The sequence below is a fragment of the Sphingobium sp. TomTYG72 genome (assembly GCF_055394715.1).
On record NZ_AP027336.1, the window covers coordinates 2,581,420 to 2,602,653 of the forward strand.

General features: G+C 61.1%; 16 protein-coding genes. 5 read left to right on the top strand and 11 right to left on the bottom strand.

Annotated features, from left to right (window positions below; genetic code table 11):
• Positions 1-3: 3 nt before the first annotated feature.
• The 3 genes from ACZ5U1_RS12820 to ACZ5U1_RS12830 are packed head-to-tail and all read right to left on the bottom strand — an operon-like array spanning position 4 to position 1,861.
• Entirely contained in the window at positions 4-702 is a 699-nt protein-coding gene (locus ACZ5U1_RS12820) for an SDR family NAD(P)-dependent oxidoreductase (protein ID WP_464778722.1), read from the bottom strand.
• On the bottom strand, positions 699-1,289 hold the full coding sequence (locus tag ACZ5U1_RS12825; RefSeq protein WP_464778723.1) for a DsbA family protein: 591 nt from the start codon (positions 1,287-1,289) through the stop codon (positions 699-701). Before ACZ5U1_RS12825 ends, ACZ5U1_RS12820 begins: the two co-directional genes overlap by 4 nt.
• Entirely contained in the window at positions 1,286-1,861 is a 576-nt protein-coding gene (locus tag ACZ5U1_RS12830) for a winged helix-turn-helix transcriptional regulator (protein WP_464778724.1), read from the bottom strand. The genes ACZ5U1_RS12825 and ACZ5U1_RS12830 overlap by 4 nt, the downstream gene beginning before the upstream one ends.
• A gap of 120 nt (positions 1,862-1,981) precedes the next feature.
• Here ACZ5U1_RS12830 and ACZ5U1_RS12835 point away from each other — a divergent pair, with 120 nt between their 5' ends.
• The 5 genes from ACZ5U1_RS12835 (at position 1,982) to ACZ5U1_RS12855 (ending at position 9,147) form a co-directional block, all read left to right on the top strand.
• Positions 1,982-2,566, top strand: a complete 585-nt coding sequence (locus ACZ5U1_RS12835; RefSeq protein ID WP_464778725.1) for a TetR/AcrR family transcriptional regulator — start codon at positions 1,982-1,984, stop codon at positions 2,564-2,566.
• A gap of 87 nt (positions 2,567-2,653) precedes the next feature.
• Complete coding sequence (locus ACZ5U1_RS12840) at positions 2,654-4,387, top strand: acyl-CoA dehydrogenase family protein (protein WP_464778726.1); 1,734 nt, start codon at positions 2,654-2,656, stop codon at positions 4,385-4,387.
• A 14-nt stretch (positions 4,388-4,401) separates the two neighbouring features.
• Entirely contained in the window at positions 4,402-6,474 is a 2,073-nt protein-coding gene (locus ACZ5U1_RS12845) for a 3-hydroxyacyl-CoA dehydrogenase NAD-binding domain-containing protein (RefSeq protein WP_464778727.1), read from the top strand.
• A 14-nt stretch (positions 6,475-6,488) separates the two neighbouring features.
• Positions 6,489-7,667 (top strand): acetyl-CoA C-acyltransferase family protein, encoded by a 1,179-nt coding sequence (locus ACZ5U1_RS12850; RefSeq protein ID WP_464778728.1) that lies wholly within the window; start codon positions 6,489-6,491, stop codon positions 7,665-7,667.
• A 719-nt stretch (positions 7,668-8,386) separates the two neighbouring features.
• A protein-coding gene (locus ACZ5U1_RS12855; RefSeq protein WP_464777745.1) for an IS5 family transposase occupies positions 8,387-9,147 on the top strand; the annotation gives its coding sequence in 2 pieces (ribosomal slippage) (positions 8,387-8,720 and positions 8,720-9,147; 762 coding nt in all).
• A 653-nt stretch (positions 9,148-9,800) separates the two neighbouring features.
• Here ACZ5U1_RS12855 and ACZ5U1_RS12860 read toward each other — a convergent pair.
• From ACZ5U1_RS12860 to ACZ5U1_RS12895, 8 genes are all read right to left on the bottom strand, one after another.
• Positions 9,801-11,021 carry a cytochrome P450 gene (locus ACZ5U1_RS12860; protein WP_464778729.1) on the bottom strand — a complete coding sequence of 407 codons (1,221 nt, stop codon included), beginning with the start codon at positions 11,019-11,021 and terminating at the stop codon, positions 9,801-9,803.
• Between the two features lie 265 nt (positions 11,022-11,286).
• Positions 11,287-12,033, bottom strand: a complete 747-nt coding sequence (locus ACZ5U1_RS12865) for an NAD(P)H-dependent oxidoreductase (RefSeq protein WP_464778730.1) — start codon at positions 12,031-12,033, stop codon at positions 11,287-11,289.
• A gap of 115 nt (positions 12,034-12,148) precedes the next feature.
• Positions 12,149-13,132 carry an acrylyl-CoA reductase (NADPH) gene (gene acuI, locus ACZ5U1_RS12870; RefSeq protein ID WP_464778731.1) on the bottom strand — a complete coding sequence of 328 codons (984 nt, stop codon included), beginning with the start codon at positions 13,130-13,132 and terminating at the stop codon, positions 12,149-12,151.
• A 115-nt stretch (positions 13,133-13,247) separates the two neighbouring features.
• On the bottom strand, positions 13,248-14,171 hold the full coding sequence (locus tag ACZ5U1_RS12875) for an alpha/beta fold hydrolase (RefSeq protein WP_464778732.1): 924 nt from the start codon (positions 14,169-14,171) through the stop codon (positions 13,248-13,250).
• Between the two features lie 281 nt (positions 14,172-14,452).
• A complete protein-coding gene (locus tag ACZ5U1_RS12880; protein ID WP_464778733.1) occupies positions 14,453-16,249 on the bottom strand; it encodes a flavin-containing monooxygenase in 1,797 nt (598 codons plus the stop codon).
• A 63-nt stretch (positions 16,250-16,312) separates the two neighbouring features.
• Complete coding sequence (locus ACZ5U1_RS12885) at positions 16,313-17,818, bottom strand: aldehyde dehydrogenase family protein (RefSeq protein ID WP_464778734.1); 1,506 nt, start codon at positions 17,816-17,818, stop codon at positions 16,313-16,315.
• A gap of 2 nt (positions 17,819-17,820) precedes the next feature.
• Complete coding sequence (locus ACZ5U1_RS12890) at positions 17,821-18,753, bottom strand: 3-hydroxyacyl-CoA dehydrogenase NAD-binding domain-containing protein (RefSeq protein ID WP_464778735.1); 933 nt, start codon at positions 18,751-18,753, stop codon at positions 17,821-17,823.
• Positions 18,754-18,797: 44 nt separating this feature from the next.
• On the bottom strand, positions 18,798-21,155 hold the full coding sequence (locus ACZ5U1_RS12895) for a TonB-dependent receptor (RefSeq protein ID WP_464778736.1): 2,358 nt from the start codon (positions 21,153-21,155) through the stop codon (positions 18,798-18,800).
• Between the last annotated feature and the right edge of the window lie 79 nt (positions 21,156-21,234).

Here is a 21,234-nt window from a genome sequence, read left to right on the forward strand (position 1 = left end):
CACTTACCAAGGCTCATGGAACGGGCGCACCTCGGCGAGGAACGACCAGGCGTCGCGCGGCTGGTGCGCCAGGTGATGCACCTCGTCGGCGATCGAGGCGGGGGAGATGAAGAAATCGTCGGGCTTGTCCGGTTGCAACTCGCGCTGCCACGGTACGTCGATCGCCGCGTCGATGATAAGATAGGCGACATGCACCCCCTTCGGCCCCAAGTCCCGCGCAAGCGATTCGGCGAGGATGCGTTGCGCTGCCTTGGTCGGGGCGAAGCCTGCAAACGCCGCCTTGCCGCGCTGCGCAGACGTATTTCCGGTGACGATGATCGCGCCTTCGCCCGCCGCGATCATTGCCGGGGCGGTCAGTCTCGCGAGATGGAAAAGAGCCATGGTGTTGATATCAAAGTTGCGCTGAAGCGTCTCGGCTTCGACCTTTTCGAATGTCCCGAAGGCGCCACCTACGGCATTATGGACGACGATTTGGGGATCGCCGACCTGGGCGATGGCGCGCGCCAGTGCATCGGGATCGCTGACGTCGCACGCGATGCCGACTGTGTCCGCTATTTCCGTTTCCAGCGCGGCGAGCCGGTCAGCGTCGCGCGCCAGCATCGCCAGGCGATAGCCGCTCCTGGCGAAGCGACGGGCAATTGAGGCGCCCGTGCCTGGGCCGACCCCGGTCACGAGCGCGAGCGGCTTGCTAGTCTCACTCATGCCGCCGCCTCCCTTTGCGCGAGCGCTTGGCGGACGAAATCAATCCGGTCATTGCCGAAGAACATCGTGTCGCCCACGAAGATCGTCGGCGACCCGAATATGTCTCGCTCTACTGCCTCGTCAGTGTTCGCGCGGAGCTGCGCGACAATCTCGGGCGCGTCGATGTCGGCGGCGATTGCCCTAGTGTCGATCCCGGCTGCGCTGAGCGCGGCAACCACAGCCTCGGCATCGGCTAGCGTCAGCCCCTCGCTCCACATCGCCCGATAGAGCGTCAAAGTGACCGCGGCTCGGTCCTTCGGGGCGGCGGCGAGCACGGCGCGCGAACAGGCGTCACCGTCATTTTCCCGCATGTTCGATGGGTTGAACGTCAGCCCATAGCGTTGAGCCCACCGCGCAAGGTCCATTCTCGCATAGCGGCCCTTGGCGGCGCAGGTAATGGTGGTCGGCACATTGCCGACGCGCTCCATCACGGCCAGGATCTGCATCGGGCGAAAGGCGATGTCGATATCCATTCCCTGCAACTGCGTGAGCGCAAGATAGCTGTAGGGGCTGCGGAAATCGTAGAAGAATTCAACCGGTTGCGTCATATCGCGGCTCCATCAGCGGATTCAAGAAGGCGGCGGACGGCATCGTCGGCGCCTGGACCCGGCCGAAGCGCGACGCGCGTGGGCGGCACGGCGAGCCCGGTTTCGGCATCGATTAAAGCCAGCGTCAGCACTCGCCCGGTTTCTCGATCAATCGTCTCAACAGTTGGTTGGCCGCAGCCGCTCGCGTCCCAACGATCACCCCATTCGCGCAGCGCGAGGCTGACCTTCCAGAGGTCGCGGCCCTTGGGCGTTAGTCGATATTCATCACGAGGTGGGCGATCCTGATAGCGAACACGCTCGATAACGCCGCCGACTTCGAGATGCTTCAGTCGCGCGGCCAGCGTCGCCGGGGGGATACCGGTGCTGGCGCGAAAGTCGTCATACCGGCGAATGCCGAGTGAGAGATCGCGGATGAGAAGCAGAGTCCAGCGATCTCCGATCAACTCGAGTGCGCCAGCAATCGAGCAGCGCATGCCTGCAAAGGATTTGGCTTTCATCGACAATACCCTGTCAGCTTCAATGATTGAAGTAATGGCCCTTGATTGCGAGTGCAAGGGGTGATCGGACGGCACGTCCGGGTTGCTTTCGACCGCTAGCCTATTTCAGGGCGATTTTCAGGGCGAGCAAGCCAAGTGCGTCCGGCTCAACAAATCGAGTGATGCAGATGCGATGGATGTGCTAGCGCCAGAATGATGTCTAAGAGACCATCTTCTTCCGACCTAAGTGACGAGCGGCCGAACCGCCGTCGCGAAATATTGGAAATTGCGGCGCAGCTGTTCGCGCGGAAGGGCTACAGGGGCACGTCGATGCGAGACATTGGCGAGCAGGCAGGGGTGCTCGGAGGGTCACTTTACCACCATATCAAGTCGAAGGACGCATTGTTCGTCGAGCTGCATAATGGAGCACTGGACGCGGCGCAGAATAAGATCGCCGATGCTCTTGCCAAGGGGAAGGATCCGTGGACGAAGCTGGAAGCTGCATGCGCGACCTTGCTCGCCATCCAGTTGGCGCCTGATTCGCTGACCATGCCAATGATGAATGACTTTCGCGAAGTGCCGGACAGCGTACGTGAGCAGTTGATCGCGCGGCGCGACAGGTTCGAAAATCTGTTTCGGACGTTGGTGGATGCGCTGCCGCTGCCATCGCACATCGACCGCTCGATCTATCGCAACCTGCTGCTTTCGCAACTCAACTCGGCCTCTGATTGGTATCGTCCCGGACGGTTGACGCCCGCGCAGATTGCCGAGCAGGTAGTCACTATCTTCCGCCACGCCTGAGCGTTCTTTAGCATCAATCGACGTGCTGGGGTTGACTGTAACAGATGTTTGGTATTAAAGGCGGCCTGCCCTTGAGGGAGAGGCTCGATGTACAGCTATGTTCCGCCAATCGATGATTATCGCTTCCTCATGAGCGAGGTGCTGGATTTCGACGCCGAGATGACGGCGATCGGCAACGAACTGGATGCCGATCTTGCCGCTTCGGTTTTGGAGCAGGCGGGGCGCATGTGCGCGGAACGCTTGCACCCGCTGAATCGGGATGGCGACGAGCAGGGCAGCAAGCTGATCGAAGGCGCGGTGCAGACGCCTCCCGGCTTTGCCGATGCCTGGCGCGACTTCGCACAGGCGGGCTGGGCGTCGCTATCGGCGGCCCCCGAATATGGCGGGCAAGGGCTGCCGTTCATCCTTCAGCTTTGGACGGACGAGATGATGGCGGCGACTAATCTGTCCTTCGGCCTCTTTCCCGGTCTGACGCGCGGTGCGTGCGAGGCGATTATGGCCCATGCCAGCGAGGAACTTAAGGCCGTCTATCTACCCCCGATGGTTAGCGGGGAGTGGACCGGCGCGATGGCGCTGACCGAAAGTAGCGCAGGCACCGATCTCGCATTGCTCAAGACCAAAGCGGAGCCACTGGGCGACGGCAGCTATGCGGTGACGGGTACAAAGATCTTCATTTCGTCGGGTGACCATGATCTGGGGGGCAACATAGTTCATCTTGTGCTCGGCCGCCTGCCCGACGCGCCGACGGGCGTGAAGGGGATCAGCTTGTTCCTCGTACCCAAATATCTGCCCGATGCGAACGGCGCCTTCACGATTGCCAACAGCCTGTCGGTCGGTGCGCTGGAAAAGAAGATGGGCATCCATGCCCAGCCGACCTGCGTGATGAACTATGACGGTGCGACCGGCTGGCTGGTGGGGCAGCCACATCGCGGCCTTGCCGCCATGTTCACGATGATGAACGCGGAACGATTGATGGTCGGCGTTCAGGGGCTAGGCGTCGCAGGCGGCGCCTATGGACAGGCGGCGGCCTATGCCAAAGAGCGACTTCAGGGGCGCAGCGCCGATGGGACGCGCGCGCCGGTGGCGATCATAGAGCATCCCGATGTGCGTCGCATGCTGCTCAACGTTCGCGCCTTCGTAGAAGCGGGCCGGGCGCTAGCCGGTTGGACGGCGCTGCAGCTGGATCGATCCCATGCTCACCCCGACGCGAGTGAACGGGCAAAGGCCGATGCGCTGGTCGCGCTGCTGACCCCAGTAGTCAAGGCGGCCTTCACCGACTTCGGTTTTGAAAGCGCAGTGCAGGCGCAGCAGGTGTTCGGCGGCCATGGCTACATCCGCGAATGGGGGATGGAGCAATATGTCCGCGATGCCCGCATCACCCAGATTTACGAGGGCACCAATGGCGTCCAGGCGATGGATCTGGTCGGGCGCAAGCTGTCCTTGGCCAACGGCGCGGTGGTCGAGGGCTTTTTCGCCGCCATCGACGCAGATGTGAAGGCGGCGAATGGCCTCGGTATCGCCGACAAGACGTGCGAAGCGCTCATGTTGCTGCGCGGCGCGACGGCGTCGCTGCGGGGGGCAGGACTAGATGCGGCGGGCGCAGCAGCGGTCGATTATCTGCGGTTATTCGCGCTGGTTGCGATGGGATGGATGTGGACCCGTATGGCTGCGGTCGCCACAGACGACAGCGCGTTGCATCAGGGCAAGCGCGCGGTCGCCGACTTCTTTGCCTTGAGGGTGCTGCCACAGACGCAGGGTCTGGCCGCAACTATTGCCGGCGGCGAAGCGCCGATCATGGCGATGGGCGCCGACGCCTTCTGATCGAAAGGGAAATCATGTCTGTCGAGATGAGCCGTGCCGGTGCGACCACGGTGCTGCGCCTCAATAACGGTCCGGTCAATGCTTTGTCGGTTGGCAACGGCTTTGTGGAGGAGATCGGCGCCGCGCTCCGCTTGACAGCGAACGATCCGGCCTGCCGCGCGATCGTCATGGCAGGCGCAGGGCGGCTATTCTGCGGCGGCGCGGACATCACCGATTTTGCCGGTGATCCCACGCAAATTGAGGAACTGCGCGAGCTGATCGCAATGGTCGAGGCCAGCCGGAAGCCAGTCATCATGGCGATCCATGGCATGGCACTGGGCGGCGGGCTGGAATTCGCAATGGCCGGCCATTACCGTATCGCGCAAGCCGGAACGCGGCTGGGTCTGCCCGAAGTGACGCTGGGGCTGTTGCCCGGCGCGGGAGGTACGCAACGGCTGCCGCGGCTGATTGGCGCTGGCCCAGCGCTCGACATGATGCTTTCGGGCAAGCCGTTGATAGCGCAGCAGGCGCTCGAACTGGGGCTGATCGATGAGCTCGTGGACGGCGATGTGGTGGGAGCTGCGCTGGAAATAGCACGCGCTGCCTTACCCCCGATGCGACGAACGAGCGACCTCCCCATCCCGATGGACGCTGCAAAAGCGGTGGAGAGCCGCCGCGCAAAGCTGCGCCCCGGCCTCAACAAGGCGCCCGGCTACATTCTCGAATGCGTGGCTGGGCTGTCGGACGACCTGGCTGCAGGGTTGGCGCGCGAAGCGGGGCTCTTTGGCGAATTGATGCAATCGCCCGCCTCGCGCGGCCTGCGTCACGCCTTTTTCGGGGAGCGTACGGTTGGCCGAATTCCGGGACTTTCATCGGACACGCACCCGCGCGTCATCAACAGGGTCGGCGTGGTCGGCGGTGGGCTGATGGGGACGGGTATCACCATCGCCCTCCTCAACGCGGACCTTCCCGTTACCATGGTCGAACTGCGCCAGGAAGCGCTGGCGAACGCGGCAACGACGATCCGCAATACCATGGCGCGTGAGGTGGAAAGGGGCCGTATTGGTGCCGAAATTGCGGACGCCCGCACCGCCGCCTTCACCCCGGCAGCGTCGCTTGATGCGCTTGCCGACGTCGATCTGGTGATCGAGGCCGCGTTCGAGGATATGGCGGTCAAACAACAGATCTTCACCACCCTTGACGTCGTCACCCGGCCCGACGCGATCCTCGCCAGCAACACCTCCACCCTAAACCTCGACGCCATCGCGGCCCTGACCGGCGATCCCTCGCGCGTGATCGGGCTGCACTTCTTTTCGCCCGCCAACATCATGCGTTTGTTGGAGGTGGTGCGCGGGCGCGAAACGGCGCCCGACGTGCTCGGCACCGCCATGGCGCTTGGCAAGCGGATGGGCAAGGTCAGCGTCGTGTCGGGCGTTTGCGACGGCTTCATTGGCAACCGCATGTTCGAGGAATATCTGCGCCAGGTCTGGTTCATGCTGGAGGAAGGCGCGCTGCCGCAGCAGATCGATGCCGCGCTGGAAGGCTGGGGCATGGCCATGGGTCCGTGCCGGACGATGGACCTTGTCGGACAGGATATCGGCTGGGCGATCCGCAAGCGCCGTGCGATGGAGCAGCCTGATCGGCCCTATTCGGGCGTGATCGACCGTATCTGCGATCTCGGCCGGTTCGGGCAGAAGACGGGGAAGGGCATCTACGCCTATCCCGATGGCCGCACTGCCGAGCCGGACTTCGACATGATCCGCCTTATCGAGGACTATTCGGCCGAGATCGGGCTTACCCGCCGCGCCATTAGCGACGGGGAAATCATCGAGCGTTGCCTGCTGGCGCTCATCAATGAAGGCGCGCGGATCGTCGGCGAAGGGATCGCCTATCGTCCGGTCGATGTCGATATGACCTATCTGCACGGTTATGGCTTCGCCCGTGAACGCGGTGGGCCGATGTTCCAGGGCGACCTGATCGGCCTGCCTGCGCTGCTCGACCGGCTGCGCAGCTATGTTGTGGGCCGCAACGGCTGGGCTTGGACCCCGGCGCCCCTGATCGAACAACTGGCTGCCGAAGGGCGCCGCTTCGAAGACCTTAACGCTTGAATAAGGTGACAGACATGACGGACATCTTTTTAGTGTCGGCGGCACGAACTGCCATTGGCAGCTTTGGCGGGTCGCTGAAGGACCAGAAGCCTGGCGAACTGGCCGCCCATGTCGCGAAGGCCACCATGGAGCGGGCGGGCGTGGATGCTGAGCAGGTTGAGAACTTCGTGCTGGGCAATGTCATCCATTGCGAGCCGCGTGACGCCTATGCCGCGCGCATCGCCGCGCTCGGCGCAGGCGTTCGACAGGAATGCCCCGCGCTCACCGTCAACCGGCTGTGCGGATCGGGCATGCAGGCGATCATCACCGCCGCTCAGTCGATCATGCTGGGCGATTGCGATGTGGCGATCGGCGCCGGTGCGGAAATCATGAGCCGTGCGCCCTATTTCCTCCCGGCCGCGCGCTGGGGACAGAAGATGGGCGATGCGCAAATGCAGGACGGGCTGGTCGGCGCGCTGACCGATCCCTTTCAGTCGATCCATATGGGTGTGACGGCGGAGAATGTCGCCGGCCGTTACGGCATTTCGCGTGAGGAGCAGGATGCCCTCGCTCATGAAAGCCATAAGCGCGCGGCCCATGCCATCGCGCAGCGCTATTTCAAGGACCAGATCGTACCCGTCAATGTGATGGTGCGGCGCGAGCCCGTCCCATTCGACACAGATGAATTCGTCCGCGCCGATGCGGTGGCTGAAGATTTTGGCAAGCTGAAGCCGGTTTTTCAGAAGGACGGCACCGTTACGGCGGGCAATGCGTCCGGCATCAACGACGGCGCGTCTGCGGTCCTGCTGGCAAGCGAAGCGGCGGTGAGGGCGCAGGGTCTAAAGCCGATGGCACGGTTGGTCGCCTATGGTCATGCCGGCGTCGATCCCGCGTACATGGGCATCGGCCCCGTTCCAGCGACGCGTCAGGCGCTGGAGAGAGCCGGGCTGACCGTTGCCGACCTCGACATCGTCGAATCCAATGAAGCCTTCGCCGCGCAGGCCTGTGCCGTGTCTAAGCTGCTTGGCTTTGATCCGGTAAAGGTGAACCCCAATGGCAGCGGCATATCGCTCGGCCATCCGGTCGGCGCGACCGGCGCCATCATCACCACCAAGCTGGTGTATGAGTTGCAGCGCACTGGCGGACGCTACGGGCTGGCGACCATGTGCATTGGGGGTGGTCAGGGGATCGCAGCGATTTGGGAGCGCGTCTGACAAGAGCGGAGCTGGATCGCTCCACCTGAAGGAGCTGCACCGGTGTCCACCTTTGCTGACGAGGGGATGAGCATTTATAAGCGAAGAGGAGCCGATGCCATATGACATCGCCAAACTAATGGCGATCGGCTGCTCTGTCGACGCGCCTGTTCAGTCCGATGGCTGCCGGGGGCGGCTGAAGGATCGGGCGTTGATATAATCGCGGCTTCCCGGCCGTCGAGTTCCTCTACATTAGGTTAGCTAGAGGCTTTGCGGTGCAGATGACATGGCATCGACAGGACAGAAGGCAACCGCACTGCAAACTGTCGGCCTGAGCGGGAGCGGTCGGCCAGGTATGCCGTCTCTGCTGAAGATGCAGGTGGAGCATATGCCTGCCCCCGGCTGAACCTGCCCTTCCACGAGCGAGATTTTGTCGACAGCTTCCGCCACAACCGGCCAGCACGAAGCGCTCCAGCAGTAATGGGCCTATACCCGGTCGTTAGGGCCTGAGGGGCTCGATCCCGAGCAACCGTCGTTTGCCAAGGCCGCAAGGGAGTCTGAATCAGGACGGTCAGCCATCTCGGGGACAATGGCGAAGAACGCGCCGAGAGGCGCTATCCGGCAGATCGTCCTCTTTCTCACCGGGCAGTTGGGACCGGTCGCGCTAGGGTCAGGACCTATTAAATTACTTGCGGTGCTGAGGATTGGTTGATTCAATGGCGGCGTGAGGAGGCGTCGCCGTGAGTGATCTGATTTGGCTTTCGAAGGCGCAGATGCGCCGGATCGAGCCGTATTTCCCGCTGTCGCACGGCGTGCCCCGGGTGGATGACCGTCGGATCATCAGCGGCATCATCTTCATTATCAGGAACGGCCTGCGGTGGCGCGATGCACCTGCCGACTATGGCCCTCCCAAGACGATCTACAACCGCTTCATCCGGTGGAGCCGACTTGGCGTGTTCAACAAGATTTTCGCAGCGCTCTCGGCGAAGGCCGGGCAGCCTGACCAACTGATGATCGATGCGACGCATCTGAAGGCGCACCGGACCGCAGCCAGTCTGCTCAAAAAGGGGCTGTTCCCCGACGTATCGGACGCACCAAAGGCGGCCTGAATTCCAAGCTCCACGCCGTCTGCGACGGAAAGGGCAGACCGCTGGTCATGCTGCTCAGCGAGGGGCAGATGAGCGACTACAAAGGCGCTGCCCTGATGCTCGACGCCTTGCCCCGCGCCAAAGCCCTGCTCGGCGATCGAGGCTACGACGCCGACTGGTTCCGCAACGCGCTCGCGGAACGCAGCATCACCGCCTGCATCCCGTCAAAGAAGAACCGAAAGGTCCCGATCCCGCACGATGCCGTGCTCTATCGCCAGCGTCACAAGATCGAGAACATGTTCGGCAGGCTCAAGGACTGGCGTCGCATCCACACCCGTTACGACCGCTGTGCGCACACATTCATGTCAGCCATCTGCATCGCTGCAACCGTCATCTTCTGGCTCAATCAATGAGTCCTGACCCTAGTAGGCGTACCTGCGTAGACGTGGCAAGTTGCTCACAACAGCCATTCGCCGCATAGTCGGCATCTCACCGAGCTCGTTTTTCCAGATTATTTTTGCTCGGCCCCCGCGTGGCGTCGATCTGGGATGTCATCACGCGTAGGGGCGGTAAATTTGGACGGATACGTAACGGGATCACTGGTATGCTCCGCCATGGTCCTCTGATAGACGCCGTAGTCGCCAGTGCCTGGATCACCGGTACGGTTGCCGTACGGCGCGCACCGGGCGCCAGTCGGGCCATTGACCGGATGTCTACCGTAGAACCAATTCTCCATCTCGTCACAGGCACGATAGCGTGGTCGCGCGGCTTCCAGCAGTTCAAGCGGAGGTCGACGCCGCTCGCTCTGCGGGATAGCTCGGCGCTTTGCGATCGACCCCGCATCGGCGGCATAGGCGCGATTGAGTTGACCGAAGTTGAGATAGACCAGCGCTTGGCGATCTGCCCGCCCTAGAGCCCGGCATTCAGCCGAGCGCTGATCATCGTCGTGAACATGGCGCGGATGCCTTCATGCGCCGGACAGATCGGCGATCCGTCCAGCGTCAGTTATCGACTTCCCTGTCATGGCAACTTCAGCGAGAACAGCCTGCAGGACTGTGTCGCGGTCTTACACATTCCAAACAAGTGGGAGCGTCTTGGGCTGAACGACTCCGCCCATCAGCGTCGCTATCCTCGCTCCCGGTTTTACGCGGAACTGGGGAACCGCTAGTAGGAACTCCTCGATTGCGATGCGCATCTCCATCTTCGCCAGATGTACGCCGAGGCAGAAATGGGGCCCTGTTGCGAAGCTAAGGATGTTGACCTTGCGGTCGAAGTCGATCTTGTCTGGATCTTCATATTCTTCCGGATCCCTACCAGCGAGCGAGACCACCATGTGTATTTTGTCGCCGGGCTTAATTACCTGACCGCAAATCTGGGCTTCTTTGATACAAATTCTATAGGTATTCGATCCGGCAAAGGCCCGCATCATTTCAGAAATCGCATCGGGGATTTTTGCCGGGCACTCGCGCAGATATGCTTGGTTCGATTGGTTTTCTGCCAAATGTCGGAAGATTGAGCCCATATGCGCGGAGACGGCGTCCAGACCGCCTATGAAGAGGTTGAAGGCGAAACCCGTTAGTTCGTCATCAGTCAACGGACGATCGCCGATCTGGCCAGTGACCCCGTAGGTCAAAAGATCATCCCTTGGAGACACCCTGCGATCGTCCATCTCCTTCCTCAGGAAATCTACTACCGACCGGGTTGCAACGACCATCTGACTGGCATCATCGCTATGCACGAGTCCGTCAATCCAACTGAGGAACAACTCAGTTTTGTCGAGCGGTAATCCCATGATACTAAGAAATACCGTGATCGGGAAACGATAGGCGAAGTCCGACATGAACTCGCATTCGCCCTTGTCCTTAAACGCGGCGATATATTCACGAGCTATTTCCCGTGCGTGTACCTCGTTGTTCTTGATGGACTTCGGCATGAACTGCGGGTTGACAAAGGCGCGGTGCAGCCCGTGGAGTGGAGGATCGGACTCGACCGGCAGCAGTGTCCAGTTCTCACCGATCAAGCTGGCAAACGGCGCCATCCCCCGGTTCGAGAAATGCTCGGTGTCGAGATAGATCCGCCTTAGATCATCAGCCCTGCGAACGACCCAGGCCGGCTGACCTCCAAGATATGCATCCATGGCATAGAATATCGGAGGCCCGGCATGGATTGCCGGAATGATCTCCCGGTACGGATCCTCCTCGGTCTGCTTGCCGTAACCAAACGGGTATGGGAGGATCAGTTCCTGTGGAACATGGCCGGGTACATCAATTTTATGTGCAGTCGCCATTGAAATCTCTCTGATCCTGAACTCTTGCTGGCATATTCCATGCCGCTTACAGATACCGCGGACGTGTCCAGAGAGTCGCCGCCATCTCCGCTCGTCCTCTCCTTGTCAGGCATATGCTATCGCCTGCACGGTCGCACGCAATGTCGAGGCGTGCCAGATTTTTGACTGATCACGACAGTGCGGCGCCAAACGAGAATCCAGGCTGACCGGCATGAAGCCTTCTACCCCTCGGCGCACCCGCTTCCCGGACTGTCTGGCCTGCGGATCACGGCGCGGGGAGGGGAGCGAAATTTGGGTCGAACCCTTCAATTTGCGGCATCGGCATTGTGTGGAGGCTGTCGAGATTGGCGACGTGCCTACGGAGTTGCTCCAAAAGCTCTATCCGATGACCGTCGGTGACATAAGGAACGTGATAAGCGACGAACGGCTCGAGCAGGTCTAGACCGACATAGCTCAGCGTACCCTGAAGAAAATGTCGGAGCATCCCAGTTTCCAAATCGCCATGAATAGAGCCCGGCCCGAACATATGTTCGCGTCCCCCCAGGCTGAAGGCACACAGCGCCCGCTTGCCGCGCAATCCGCCGCTGCCATAGATGCGGCGTCCCCCGTAGATCGGCCCGGAGATGAACACGCGGTCGATCCACCCTTTCAGGATCGCTGGTACGCTAAACCAGAAGACCGGAAAGGTGAACACGATCAGATCGGCGGCAAGCAGTTTGCTCAACTCCGCCATCACAATAGGGTCCAGCGTGCCTGTCGAATAGGCATGTCTTTGCTCGAGACCATAGACGAGGTGATCGTCGTTCTTTCGTGAGAGAAAGTCCGTCGGCGCGAGGACGGGATCGAACTTCATGCCGTAGAGATCGGATTCGGCAATCTCCCACCCGCCGGCGACCAGTTCGGCCTTGATCGTGTCCCGCATGGCCGAGACAAAGCTATCCGCTTCCGAATGGGCATGGACGATCAGCGCCTTGCCCGACGTTGAACCGCCTTGCTGCCGACACTGCTCCATATGGGCTTTCCTTCCTAAAGTGCTGGACAGGCTAGAGGTCGACAGGACGCCCCCTTGGACAACATTATCCATCAAGGGGGAGTGCAGGCCCATTTGCGCGGGTCATGCCAAGATATCAGATATTCACGTCAACCAACGTGCGTCCCTTGATCGTGCCCGACAGGATTTGCTGCGAAATATCCGGCGCGTTCGCCAAACTCACCGTCGTAACCATCGCATCGAGCTTTTCTAGATCGAGATCGCTGGCAAGGCGGTTCCAGGCGTCGATGCGCAAGCGCTTGGGAGCATTGACAGAGTCGATACCGGCGAGGGTCACGCCGCGTAGGATGAACGGTAGAACGGACCCCGACAGATCGACACCCTGCGCCAGGCCGCAAGCCGTTACCACGCCACCATATTTCGTTTGGGCAAGCGCGTTCACCAGCGTGTTGCTGCCTACGGCATCGACCACTCCGGCCCATCGCTCACGCCCGATCGGCTTTCCTTGTTGAGCAAGCATAGCCCGGTCGATCACTTCTGCCGCGCCAAGTTGCATGAGATAATCCGCTTCGTCCAGCCGTCCTGTCGACGCCACGACGCGGTAGCCAAGCTTGGACAAGAGCGCGATGGCCACCGATCCGACGCCGCCGCTGGCGCCGGTGACAAGGATGTCGCCATGATCGGGCTCGAGGCCATTATGTTCCAGCGCCAGAATCGACAGCATCGCGGTATATCCCGCAGTGCCGATCGCGGCCGCATGCTTGGTATCGATCCCGTCGGGTAGCCGGATCAGCCAGTCGGAAGGCACTCGGGCTCGCTCTGCAAAGCCGCCATCGTGGCTCTGGCTCAATCCCCAGCCGTTTGCGACGACCTTGTCGCCGATGGCGAAGTCGGGACTATCGGATGCTACGACAGTACCGGAAAAGTCGATCCCCGGTGTCATGGGAAACCGCTGGATCACGGGCGACTTGTTCGTGATCGCCAGCCCGTCCTTGTAGTTGACCGTCGAGAAATCGATGCTGACGATAACGTCGCCTTCGTCGAGATCGTCGTCTTCGCGCATCACCAATTCGTGGTGGAGGCGGTCATCGACCTTGCTGATCCTGATGGCACGATACATTGCTTATTCCTTTATTTCGCCGAACGCGATCCCAAGAATTGAAGACCAAGGGCATTATCAGCACCCCGTTGCCATCTATCTCGATCAAGCATCCACTACGCTTGCCCAGCTCACGTCATAGTGAAGCGAGGAAATCGAGGAGCGCCTTGTTGACCGCTTCAGGCGCTTCCTGCTGAAGCCAATGTCCGCAATTCGGAATGATCACGGTACCACGCAAGTCGTGGAGATGCTCCGACGCGCGCCTGACCGCTTCCTGACCCCACACCGTATTCACGTCGTGATCGCCACCGATAAACAAGGATGGCATGGTGATCGGACGACCGTGATACTGGCTGAGAGTTTCATAGTTCAGGGCAAAATTGCGATAGATGTTCATCGGTGCCTGAAGGCCGGTATACTCGAACTCAGTGACGAGATGATCGAGGTGGGCGGGATCAAGCCACGAGGGGAGCGTATCCGGCATTGATATCAGACCCTCGATCCCGCCGGACCGGGGCAGCGTCATCATGCTGCGCAAGTAGGATCTGGCTTCGTCCTCCGACAATTGCATGAGGTCCACGCCATGGAACTCCGGCGCGAGCGGACGTTCGGCGGAAAGCGAGTGCAACGAAGCGAGCAGCCAGTCGCGAAGATTCCGTTCCGCTTCCTTCGCCGCAGCGCCGTCCGATTGAGCGAAGTAGTCACTATAAAAAATCCGGTCGTCTCCGATCAGGAGATCGCGCGCGACGTGCGGATGAAGCTCGCCAAAGGGACTGCCAGGCATCGCCGTCAAACCGCGTCCGGAGAATGGAACGCTCATGCCAACGACAGCGCGAAAGACGTCGGGCCGAGTCCATGCGGCTGTCCATGCCACCGGCGCGCCGATGTCATGGCCGACGATGATCGCGCTTTCTTCGCCCAGCGCTTCCACCACCCCGACGCAATCCGCCACGAACTCGGTGAGGCGATAAGCAGAAGGATCAGTCGGCTTGCCTGATCGTCCAAAGCCGCGCATGTCCATCGCCACCGTGCGATACCCCGCTGCTTGCAGCACGGGCATTTGGCGTTGCCAGGAATGCCATGACTCCGGAAACCCGTGACATAGAAGAACCAGCGGCCCGGACGCCTCGGCGATATGAAGATGAACTCGCTGGTCGCCAGCATGGATGGTCTGCGATTTGAAAGCGCTCACGGCCACGTCTCTCCTTGTTCGATTCTAAGATTAGCTACGTCACAGCGGGGTATGTCGAGCATGAAAACGGCGGGAAAGTTCGACATGAATGTCAGCAGCTTCGGCAGAACCGAGCAGTGACATTTCGACCAAGCCTTCCGCCATTTCGTTCACGTCACCGACAGACCGGGCATGTCGTCTTCCTCCCACCATTTGGCGAGCAATCTGGAAAATGCCACCGCCCCGTCGCCATAGGTATTGGCCAGCCAACTCCGCTCCACGTCGCCTTCGCCACTGGCGTAACCGGGCGTGCATTGACTGAGAAGCGCGCGTATCGGCTGCGACTTGTCGACGATGATCTTACGCCAGTTGTCCTCTGCCTCGGCAGTGGCTTCGATGCGTGTCCCACCGCTTGCCAAGGCGCGCTGAATGACCTGCGCGATGTGGCGCGCCTGTTCGCCCAGCATGTCGGTGAAGTTAGCTCGAACGCCGTTGTTGCCTGAACCCAACAGGAACAGGTTGGGAAAGCCGTGGACGTAGAAGCCGTGAAAGGTACGCGGTCCCTCGGCGAAATGATCCGCCAGATGTTCGCCGCCCACGCCGACGATATCGGCACCGGCGCTCCGGTTCGTTTGGGTTCCAACCTCGAACCCTGTGGCGAAGATGATGCAATCCACCGGATATTCGACGCCGCCGGACACGATGGCGTCTTCGCTGATGGCGTCCAGCCCGCGCCCCTCGGTATCAATCAGCGTCACGTTGGGACGATTGAAGGACGGAAGATAACTGTCGTGGAAGGTCGGCCGCTTGCACAGCATGCCGTACCAGGGTTTGAGACGCGCGGCGACGGCCGGATCGCTCACCTGCGCATCGATCCATGATCGCGTTTCGTCGCCCAGGCGCAGATCCGCTTCCTGGAACAGCCGATCGGCTTGTTCGGGCGGCAGATCATCGATGTCGGCGGGCCGCCAGCGAACAAAGATGTTTTGAAAGAAGTCTGTCCAGCCATCCGCCACGAGATCCTGGTCTTGTGCAAGCCCCGAAACAAGTGCGTTGAAATTTTCCATGCGTTCGCGTTGCCATCCTGGAACGAGCGAACCCGCCCAGCGTGGATCGGTAGGGGCATTGCCACGTTGGCCCACGATCGAAGGGGTGCGCTGCACGACGTAGAGTTGCTTTGCATCGCGGGCGATCTTCGGAACGCACTGTACCGCCGTTGCGCCCGTGCCGATAACGGCGACGGTCTTGTCGGCAAGCCCGTGCAGCGCGCCGCCATTTTCGCCGCCGGTATACGCGTAATCCCAGCGGCTTGTGTGAAACATATGGCCGCGGAAGCGCTCGATGCCGTTGATGCGGGGCAGCTTGGGACGGTTGAGCGGACCGCTCGCCGTGAACAGGAATCGCGCATCGATGCAATCGCCGCGATCCGTCGTGACGCGCCACCGCCGGCGTGTCTCGTCCCAAGTCATCTTAGTTGCTTGCGTGTGGAAAAGCGTGCGCTCGTAGAGTCTGAAATGGCGGCCTATGCGGCGGGCGTGTTCGAATATTTCGGGCGCATGCGCGTACTTCTCGGTCGGAACATGCCCCGTCTCCTCTAGAAATGGCATGTAGATGTATGACTCGATATCGCATTGGGCGCCGGGGTAGCGGTTCCAATACCATACCCCGCCAAAGTCGCCTGCCTTGTCGAGGATGAGCAGATCATCGATGCCAATGTCGCGCAAATGGGCCGCAGCTTGCAGACCCCCAAAGCCGCCGCCCACGATCACGGCGTCGGTCATCCGCACGATCGGCGCACGATCGGCGCGCGTCTCTTGCGATGCATCGGCGAGATAGGTGTCTGCGGTGACATACTGCTCGGCGCCATCGTCGCGAAGCCGCTTGGCCCGTTCCGCCGCGTAGCGCGCGTGTCGTGGATCGTCGGGTCCGCCGAAAAGCGGATCACCGGTATTAGCTTGGTTTGCCATTTCTTTCCCTCAAGGGGACGGATGGCGGCGGCTGGCCGGCGATCCGTCGAGGATGTCATCCAATCAGAGCCGGATCGCAACGGCCTTCACGGAGGTGTAGGCTTCAACCCCTTCCTGGCCGAACTCGTAGCCCCAGCCAGATTGTTTGGAACCGCCGACCGGCAGATGCGGATCGTAGACGCCGTGGCAGTTTACCCAGATGGCACCCGCGTCGATCTGCTGTGCCGCGCGATGAGCGAGCGTCAGGTCGCGCGTCCAAACGCTGGCCGAAAGGCCGTAGCTTGGATGGTCCGCTAAGCGGAACGCCTCATCCGCATCGTCGAACGGGATCGCGCAGAGGACCGGGCCGAAAATCTCCTCGCGCTGCACCTTCATGTCGGCAGTCGTGTCGAGCAGCACGGTGGGCCGATAGAAATATCCGTGGTCGCCCAGCGTCGCACCGCCCACCGCGAGCGTCGCGCCATCGGCGACGCCGCTTGCCACATAGGCGGCCACACGTTCGCGCTGCACTGCAGAGATTAGCGGTCCGATGTCGACATCATCATTCAACCCCGCGCCTACGCGCAGCGCTTCCCCATGGTCGATGACCCCTTGCACCACTTTGTCGAAGATGGGCCGCGCGATCAGCAGGCGCGAGCCTGCGACGCACACCTGGCCGGTGTTGCCAAAGATCGCGTTCGCGGCGGCGGGGATCGCCAGCTCGAGGTCGGCATCGGCAAGGATCACCGTAGGCGATTTGCCGCCCAGTTCCAGTGAGACGCGTTTCAAGTCGTTCGCGGCAGCACCGACGATGGCTTTGCCGACCGCAGTCGATCCGGTGAACGAAACTTTCTTCACTGCTGGGTTTGCCACCAACGCCGCGCCGGCGACACGGCCGAAGCCGGTCAGGATGTTAACCACACCGGCAGGGAAGCCGGCTTCGACGATCAGCTCGGCCAACCGCAGCGCGGTGAGGGAGGTTTGCTCTGCGGGTTTCAGGATCATCGTGCAGCCCGCCGCCAGCGCGGGAGCCAGCTTAATCGCAGCCTGAAGGAAGGGAAAATTCCACGGCACGATGCCAGCGACGACCCCGATGGGCGATCGGCGGGTATAATTGTGAAAAGCGTTGCCCTGCAGTGCCAGATCGAAACTGCGCCCGCCAAGCTTCGTTGCCCAGCCGGCATAGTAGCGAAAAATCTCCGCAGAAAACGGGATGTCGATGGAGCCGCTGATAGAGAGCGGCTTGCCATTGTCCAAGCTTTCCAGCTCGGCCAGTTGGCGCATGTCGCGCTCGATCAGATCCGCGAGGCGCAGGAGCGGCGCGGCGCGCGCGACCCCAGGCAGCCGGCCCCAGCTTTCGAAAGCGCGGCTGCTGGAGCGAACGGCGCGATCGACGTCGGCGCTCGATGCAGCCGCAAATTCGCAGATGATGCGACCCGTGGCGGGATCATCGGTCATGAACGTCTCACCATCGCGCGCATCGTGAAAGGCGTTGTCGATGAACAGCTGCTTGGGGCGACCGGCGAAAGCCAGCGCCTCGGGTGAAAGGCGGCTATGAGGGTCGTGGATTAGGCGCTCACTGGCGGACATGGTTATGACTCTTTCGGAAGGGAGGAGGGCGCGGCGGTGGGTTCGCCGTCGAGAAAGTCGGCCCGCTCGAATGCAGGATTGGGATACGTGTAGAAGCCCTTGCCGCTTTGGGCGCCGAGTAGGCCGCGATCGAGCATCTGCGACAGATAATCCGCGATGCCGCGCAGATCTTCACGACCGCTGTCGTGGGCCATCTGATCGAGTACCGTGTGGACGGTCGGAATCCCCATCAGATCGATCAATGCGGCAGGCCCCATACTACCGCGCAGGCCGCCCATCCACAGCCGGTCAATATCTTGCGGCGAGGCGATGTCCCGACAGATCAAATCGAGTGCGGCGATCACGAACGGCGCGATGAGCGAGTTCGAAACATAGCCGGGCTGCTCGTGGTTCAGCACAATCGGGACCAGGCCAATCCGATGGGCAAAGTTGCGCAACGGGTCAATGATCGTGGGATCCGTGCCGGCATGCGGCATGATCTCCAATAATCGACTGGTCCAGACCGGGCGGCCGACATGGCAGGCCACGAACCGTTCGGGCCGGTCGGTGAAGCTGGCAAGCACGCTGGGCAGCAGCGTCGAGGTGTTTGTCGTGAAGATCGTGCGGGCAGGACATGCCACCGACAGGGCCCGCCAAATGGCCTCCTTCACCTCGATCCGTTCGGAGACGGATTCACTGACGATGTCGGCATCCGCGCCCGCGGTAGCCGCGTCGGTGCCGTAGCTGATCCGTGAAAGCGCCACACGCGCATCTGCTTCCGTCATCTGCCCTGCCGACACGAACTCGGCGGCGAAGTCCCCATGGCGACGCCTGGCGGCGGCGATCATGTCCTCGGAGACATCCAGCATCTCCACGGCCAGGCCGCCGGCGGCGCACTGGAACCCGATTTCGGATCCGACCACGCCGGACCCCGCGATTAATATATTCTTGAACATGGGCGCTCCAATCCGACCCGTCCCCGAGGCACAACAATTTGAGATTATTCGCCAAAGCGATACGAGACCCGGACACCATAGGTGACCGGCATGCCGGAAAACCGATACACGAAGTCGGCAATGCGATTGATATTGGTCTGGTAATAACGATTGAAGATGTTGTCGCCGAACAGCTCGGCCCGGATCGCGCCATCGTTCGTCTCGACGCCTAGGCGTACATCGACGGTTGTGTACCCACGAATGTTGAGCAGGCGCTCGAGCGATGCGACACTTGGGTCATTGGTATAGAGCGTGGAAATCACGCCCGAACGCGCCGAAACGGTGGCGCCTGCAAAAGCATCCAGCCGTGTCGTGACCGGGCGTTTGTAGTTCGCCCGGATCGTGCCCTGCCAGCGTGGGGTGAAGGGGAAGCGACTGCCGACGAAAGATCCCACACCGCCAAACGGACCGGTCGGCGTTTCTGGATCGGACTGAATTTTGGTGTTCAGATATGTGAGGCCGCCGTCGAGTGTAAGACCGTTCAAAGGTTGCGCACGCAGGCCAATCTCAGCTCCCCAGATGCGCGACTTGGGGATGCTGACCAGCGCGGGCAGGATGCCGAACGGCGGAACTGCGCGGGTTCCGACCAATTGCTTGTCGCGATAGTCATAGTAGAACGCTGCCGCGTTTAGCTGCGCACGTTGGAAAAGATCGACTTTGCTTCCGACTTCGTAGGCAAGGAGCGATTCCTGCTTAACGGGTCGGTACGAGGCGGAGAAAGCCGCTGGAAGAGTGGGGAAACTGCCTGCTTTGTAGCCTTTCGTCACGTTGGCGTACAACAACGCGGTCGGTGTCACCTTGTAATTGATGCTGCCGCGCCAGGCAACGTTGTTTTCATCCAGCGATCCCGTCACGATGGACAGCGGCGTTCCGGTCTGCGAACTAAGCGTGACGCAGCTTCCCGCCGGTATCGACTGGGGCGTTCCGGAAACGATGGTAGAGAGGAATGAAAGGGCGGCGGCCAGGTCACCAGCCCCGCCGTCCCGCGTGCATCCCTTAAAAGAGCGGTCCTGATCGGTGTACCGCGCCGAGCCTTGAAGCGTAAGCTGTGGCGCCAATTCATATTCCATGCTGACAAAAGCGCTTTTCGTTGAAATGCGTTGATCGTTCGTCGCGATGAAGTCGTTGTAGGCGAAAGGTCCGACATGTGCGTTCGTCGATTGTTGCGGATTGACGCGCAACGTCTCATCCACCTTATCGCGCTGATAGTTGCCCCCGACCAGCCAGCGGAGCGGCCCCCAATTGCCTGCCAGGCGGAGCTCTTCAGATATGCTGTTGATCGACCCCGCCGTGACGCTGCGCTCCAGGGGGTAGAGGGTAGAATCCAAATCGATCGGGATGAAGGTTTTGAATTTGGCGTAGGACACGATGTTCGTCAGGGTCGTCGTGTCGCTCAGATCGACTTCGCTCCGCAGCGCGACATTGAAAAAATTATCCCGGCGTTGAAAGTTGAAGTCCCGATCGAAAGAGGCTGCGCGAGCCTTGTCTGGCGCGCGCGGGAAAGTTTCAATCGGAAACGGCAGGGTAAGATTACCCGGGTCATTGAACAATTGAGGGCGGAACAGCTGAAACTGGGGCTGCTGCACGTCCGACCGATCACGCCAAGCCGAAACGGTAAGCGCAAACCGGACGGTCGGATCCGGCGTCCAGTCCAGCGCTCCGCGCGCGTTGAGGAAATTTTTCTCACCCAGCTTCGAGCCGTTCACATAATCGCGCTGCCAGTTGCCCCGCATCTCCTGCCGAACCGCAAAGCGGGCGGCCAGCGTATCTGTCAGCGGGCCGCTGACGAACCCCTCGACATCGAACTGATTGAACCGCCCATAGGTGGCATCAAACCCCGCAGTCAGACGCTTTGTAGGCTTGGCAGCGATGTAGTTAATCGCGCCACCGGTCGAGTTCTGCCCGAACAGCGTGCCCTGTGGACCTTTCAGCACTTCCACCCGCTCTAGATCCAGCGTGGCGCCACGCGCCATCGGCGAAAATGGGAGCGGCACCTGATCGACATAAACCGTTACCGCCGGGCTGACGCCGAGTGTCGTGTCGCTGAAGCCAACACCGCGGATGAAGAAAACGGGAAGGCCGTAATTGCCTTGTAGGAAGGTAAAGCCGGGAACGATCTTGCCGAGATCGGCTGTTGTCGTGACATTCTGTTGCTTCAACTGATCGCCGGTTGCGGCGGTGATCGAGATCGGCACATCGTCCAGTCGCTCTGCCCGCTTCTGAGCGGTGACCACGATCTCTTCAATACCGCTCGACGACGTGGTGCTTCGCCCGCTTACTGGTTGCGGGGCCTGAGCGAACGCCTGACCGGCGAGACAAACAGTTGCAACCGCGCCAACGCTGGCCCCCGCAAATTTCTTCATATCCTCTCCTCCATGGCGATGTCCGACGACAATCTTGCCGTCTGTTATGTTGGGTTTTCCGCTGGCAGCGAGGCGAAAT

What these genes read in the sequence shown, in the direction of transcription:
- ACZ5U1_RS12895 (WP_464778736.1), bottom strand. Translation starts at nt 21,155, where the DNA reads ATGAAGAAATTTGCGGGGGCCAGCGTTGGCGCGGTTGCAACTGTTTGT.
- ACZ5U1_RS12840 (WP_464778726.1), top strand. Translation starts at nt 2,654, where the DNA reads ATGTACAGCTATGTTCCGCCAATCGATGATTATCGCTTCCTCATGAGC.
- ACZ5U1_RS12820 (WP_464778722.1), bottom strand. Translation starts at nt 702, where the DNA reads ATGAGTGAGACTAGCAAGCCGCTCGCGCTCGTGACCGGGGTCGGCCCA.
- ACZ5U1_RS12890 (WP_464778735.1), bottom strand. Translation starts at nt 18,753, where the DNA reads ATGTTCAAGAATATATTAATCGCGGGGTCCGGCGTGGTCGGATCCGAA.
- ACZ5U1_RS12860 (WP_464778729.1), bottom strand. Translation starts at nt 11,021, where the DNA reads ATGGCGACTGCACATAAAATTGATGTACCCGGCCATGTTCCACAGGAA.
- acuI (WP_464778731.1), bottom strand. Translation starts at nt 13,132, where the DNA reads ATGTATCGTGCCATCAGGATCAGCAAGGTCGATGACCGCCTCCACCAC.
- ACZ5U1_RS12825 (WP_464778723.1), bottom strand. Translation starts at nt 1,289, where the DNA reads ATGACGCAACCGGTTGAATTCTTCTACGATTTCCGCAGCCCCTACAGC.
- ACZ5U1_RS12835 (WP_464778725.1), top strand. Translation starts at nt 1,982, where the DNA reads ATGTCTAAGAGACCATCTTCTTCCGACCTAAGTGACGAGCGGCCGAAC.
- ACZ5U1_RS12850 (WP_464778728.1), top strand. Translation starts at nt 6,489, where the DNA reads ATGACGGACATCTTTTTAGTGTCGGCGGCACGAACTGCCATTGGCAGC.
- ACZ5U1_RS12865 (WP_464778730.1), bottom strand. Translation starts at nt 12,033, where the DNA reads ATGGAGCAGTGTCGGCAGCAAGGCGGTTCAACGTCGGGCAAGGCGCTG.
- ACZ5U1_RS12875 (WP_464778732.1), bottom strand. Translation starts at nt 14,171, where the DNA reads ATGCCCGTGCTGCAAGCAGCGGGGTATCGCACGGTGGCGATGGACATG.
- ACZ5U1_RS12885 (WP_464778734.1), bottom strand. Translation starts at nt 17,818, where the DNA reads ATGTCCGCCAGTGAGCGCCTAATCCACGACCCTCATAGCCGCCTTTCA.
- ACZ5U1_RS12880 (WP_464778733.1), bottom strand. Translation starts at nt 16,249, where the DNA reads ATGGCAAACCAAGCTAATACCGGTGATCCGCTTTTCGGCGGACCCGAC.
- ACZ5U1_RS12845 (WP_464778727.1), top strand. Translation starts at nt 4,402, where the DNA reads ATGTCTGTCGAGATGAGCCGTGCCGGTGCGACCACGGTGCTGCGCCTC.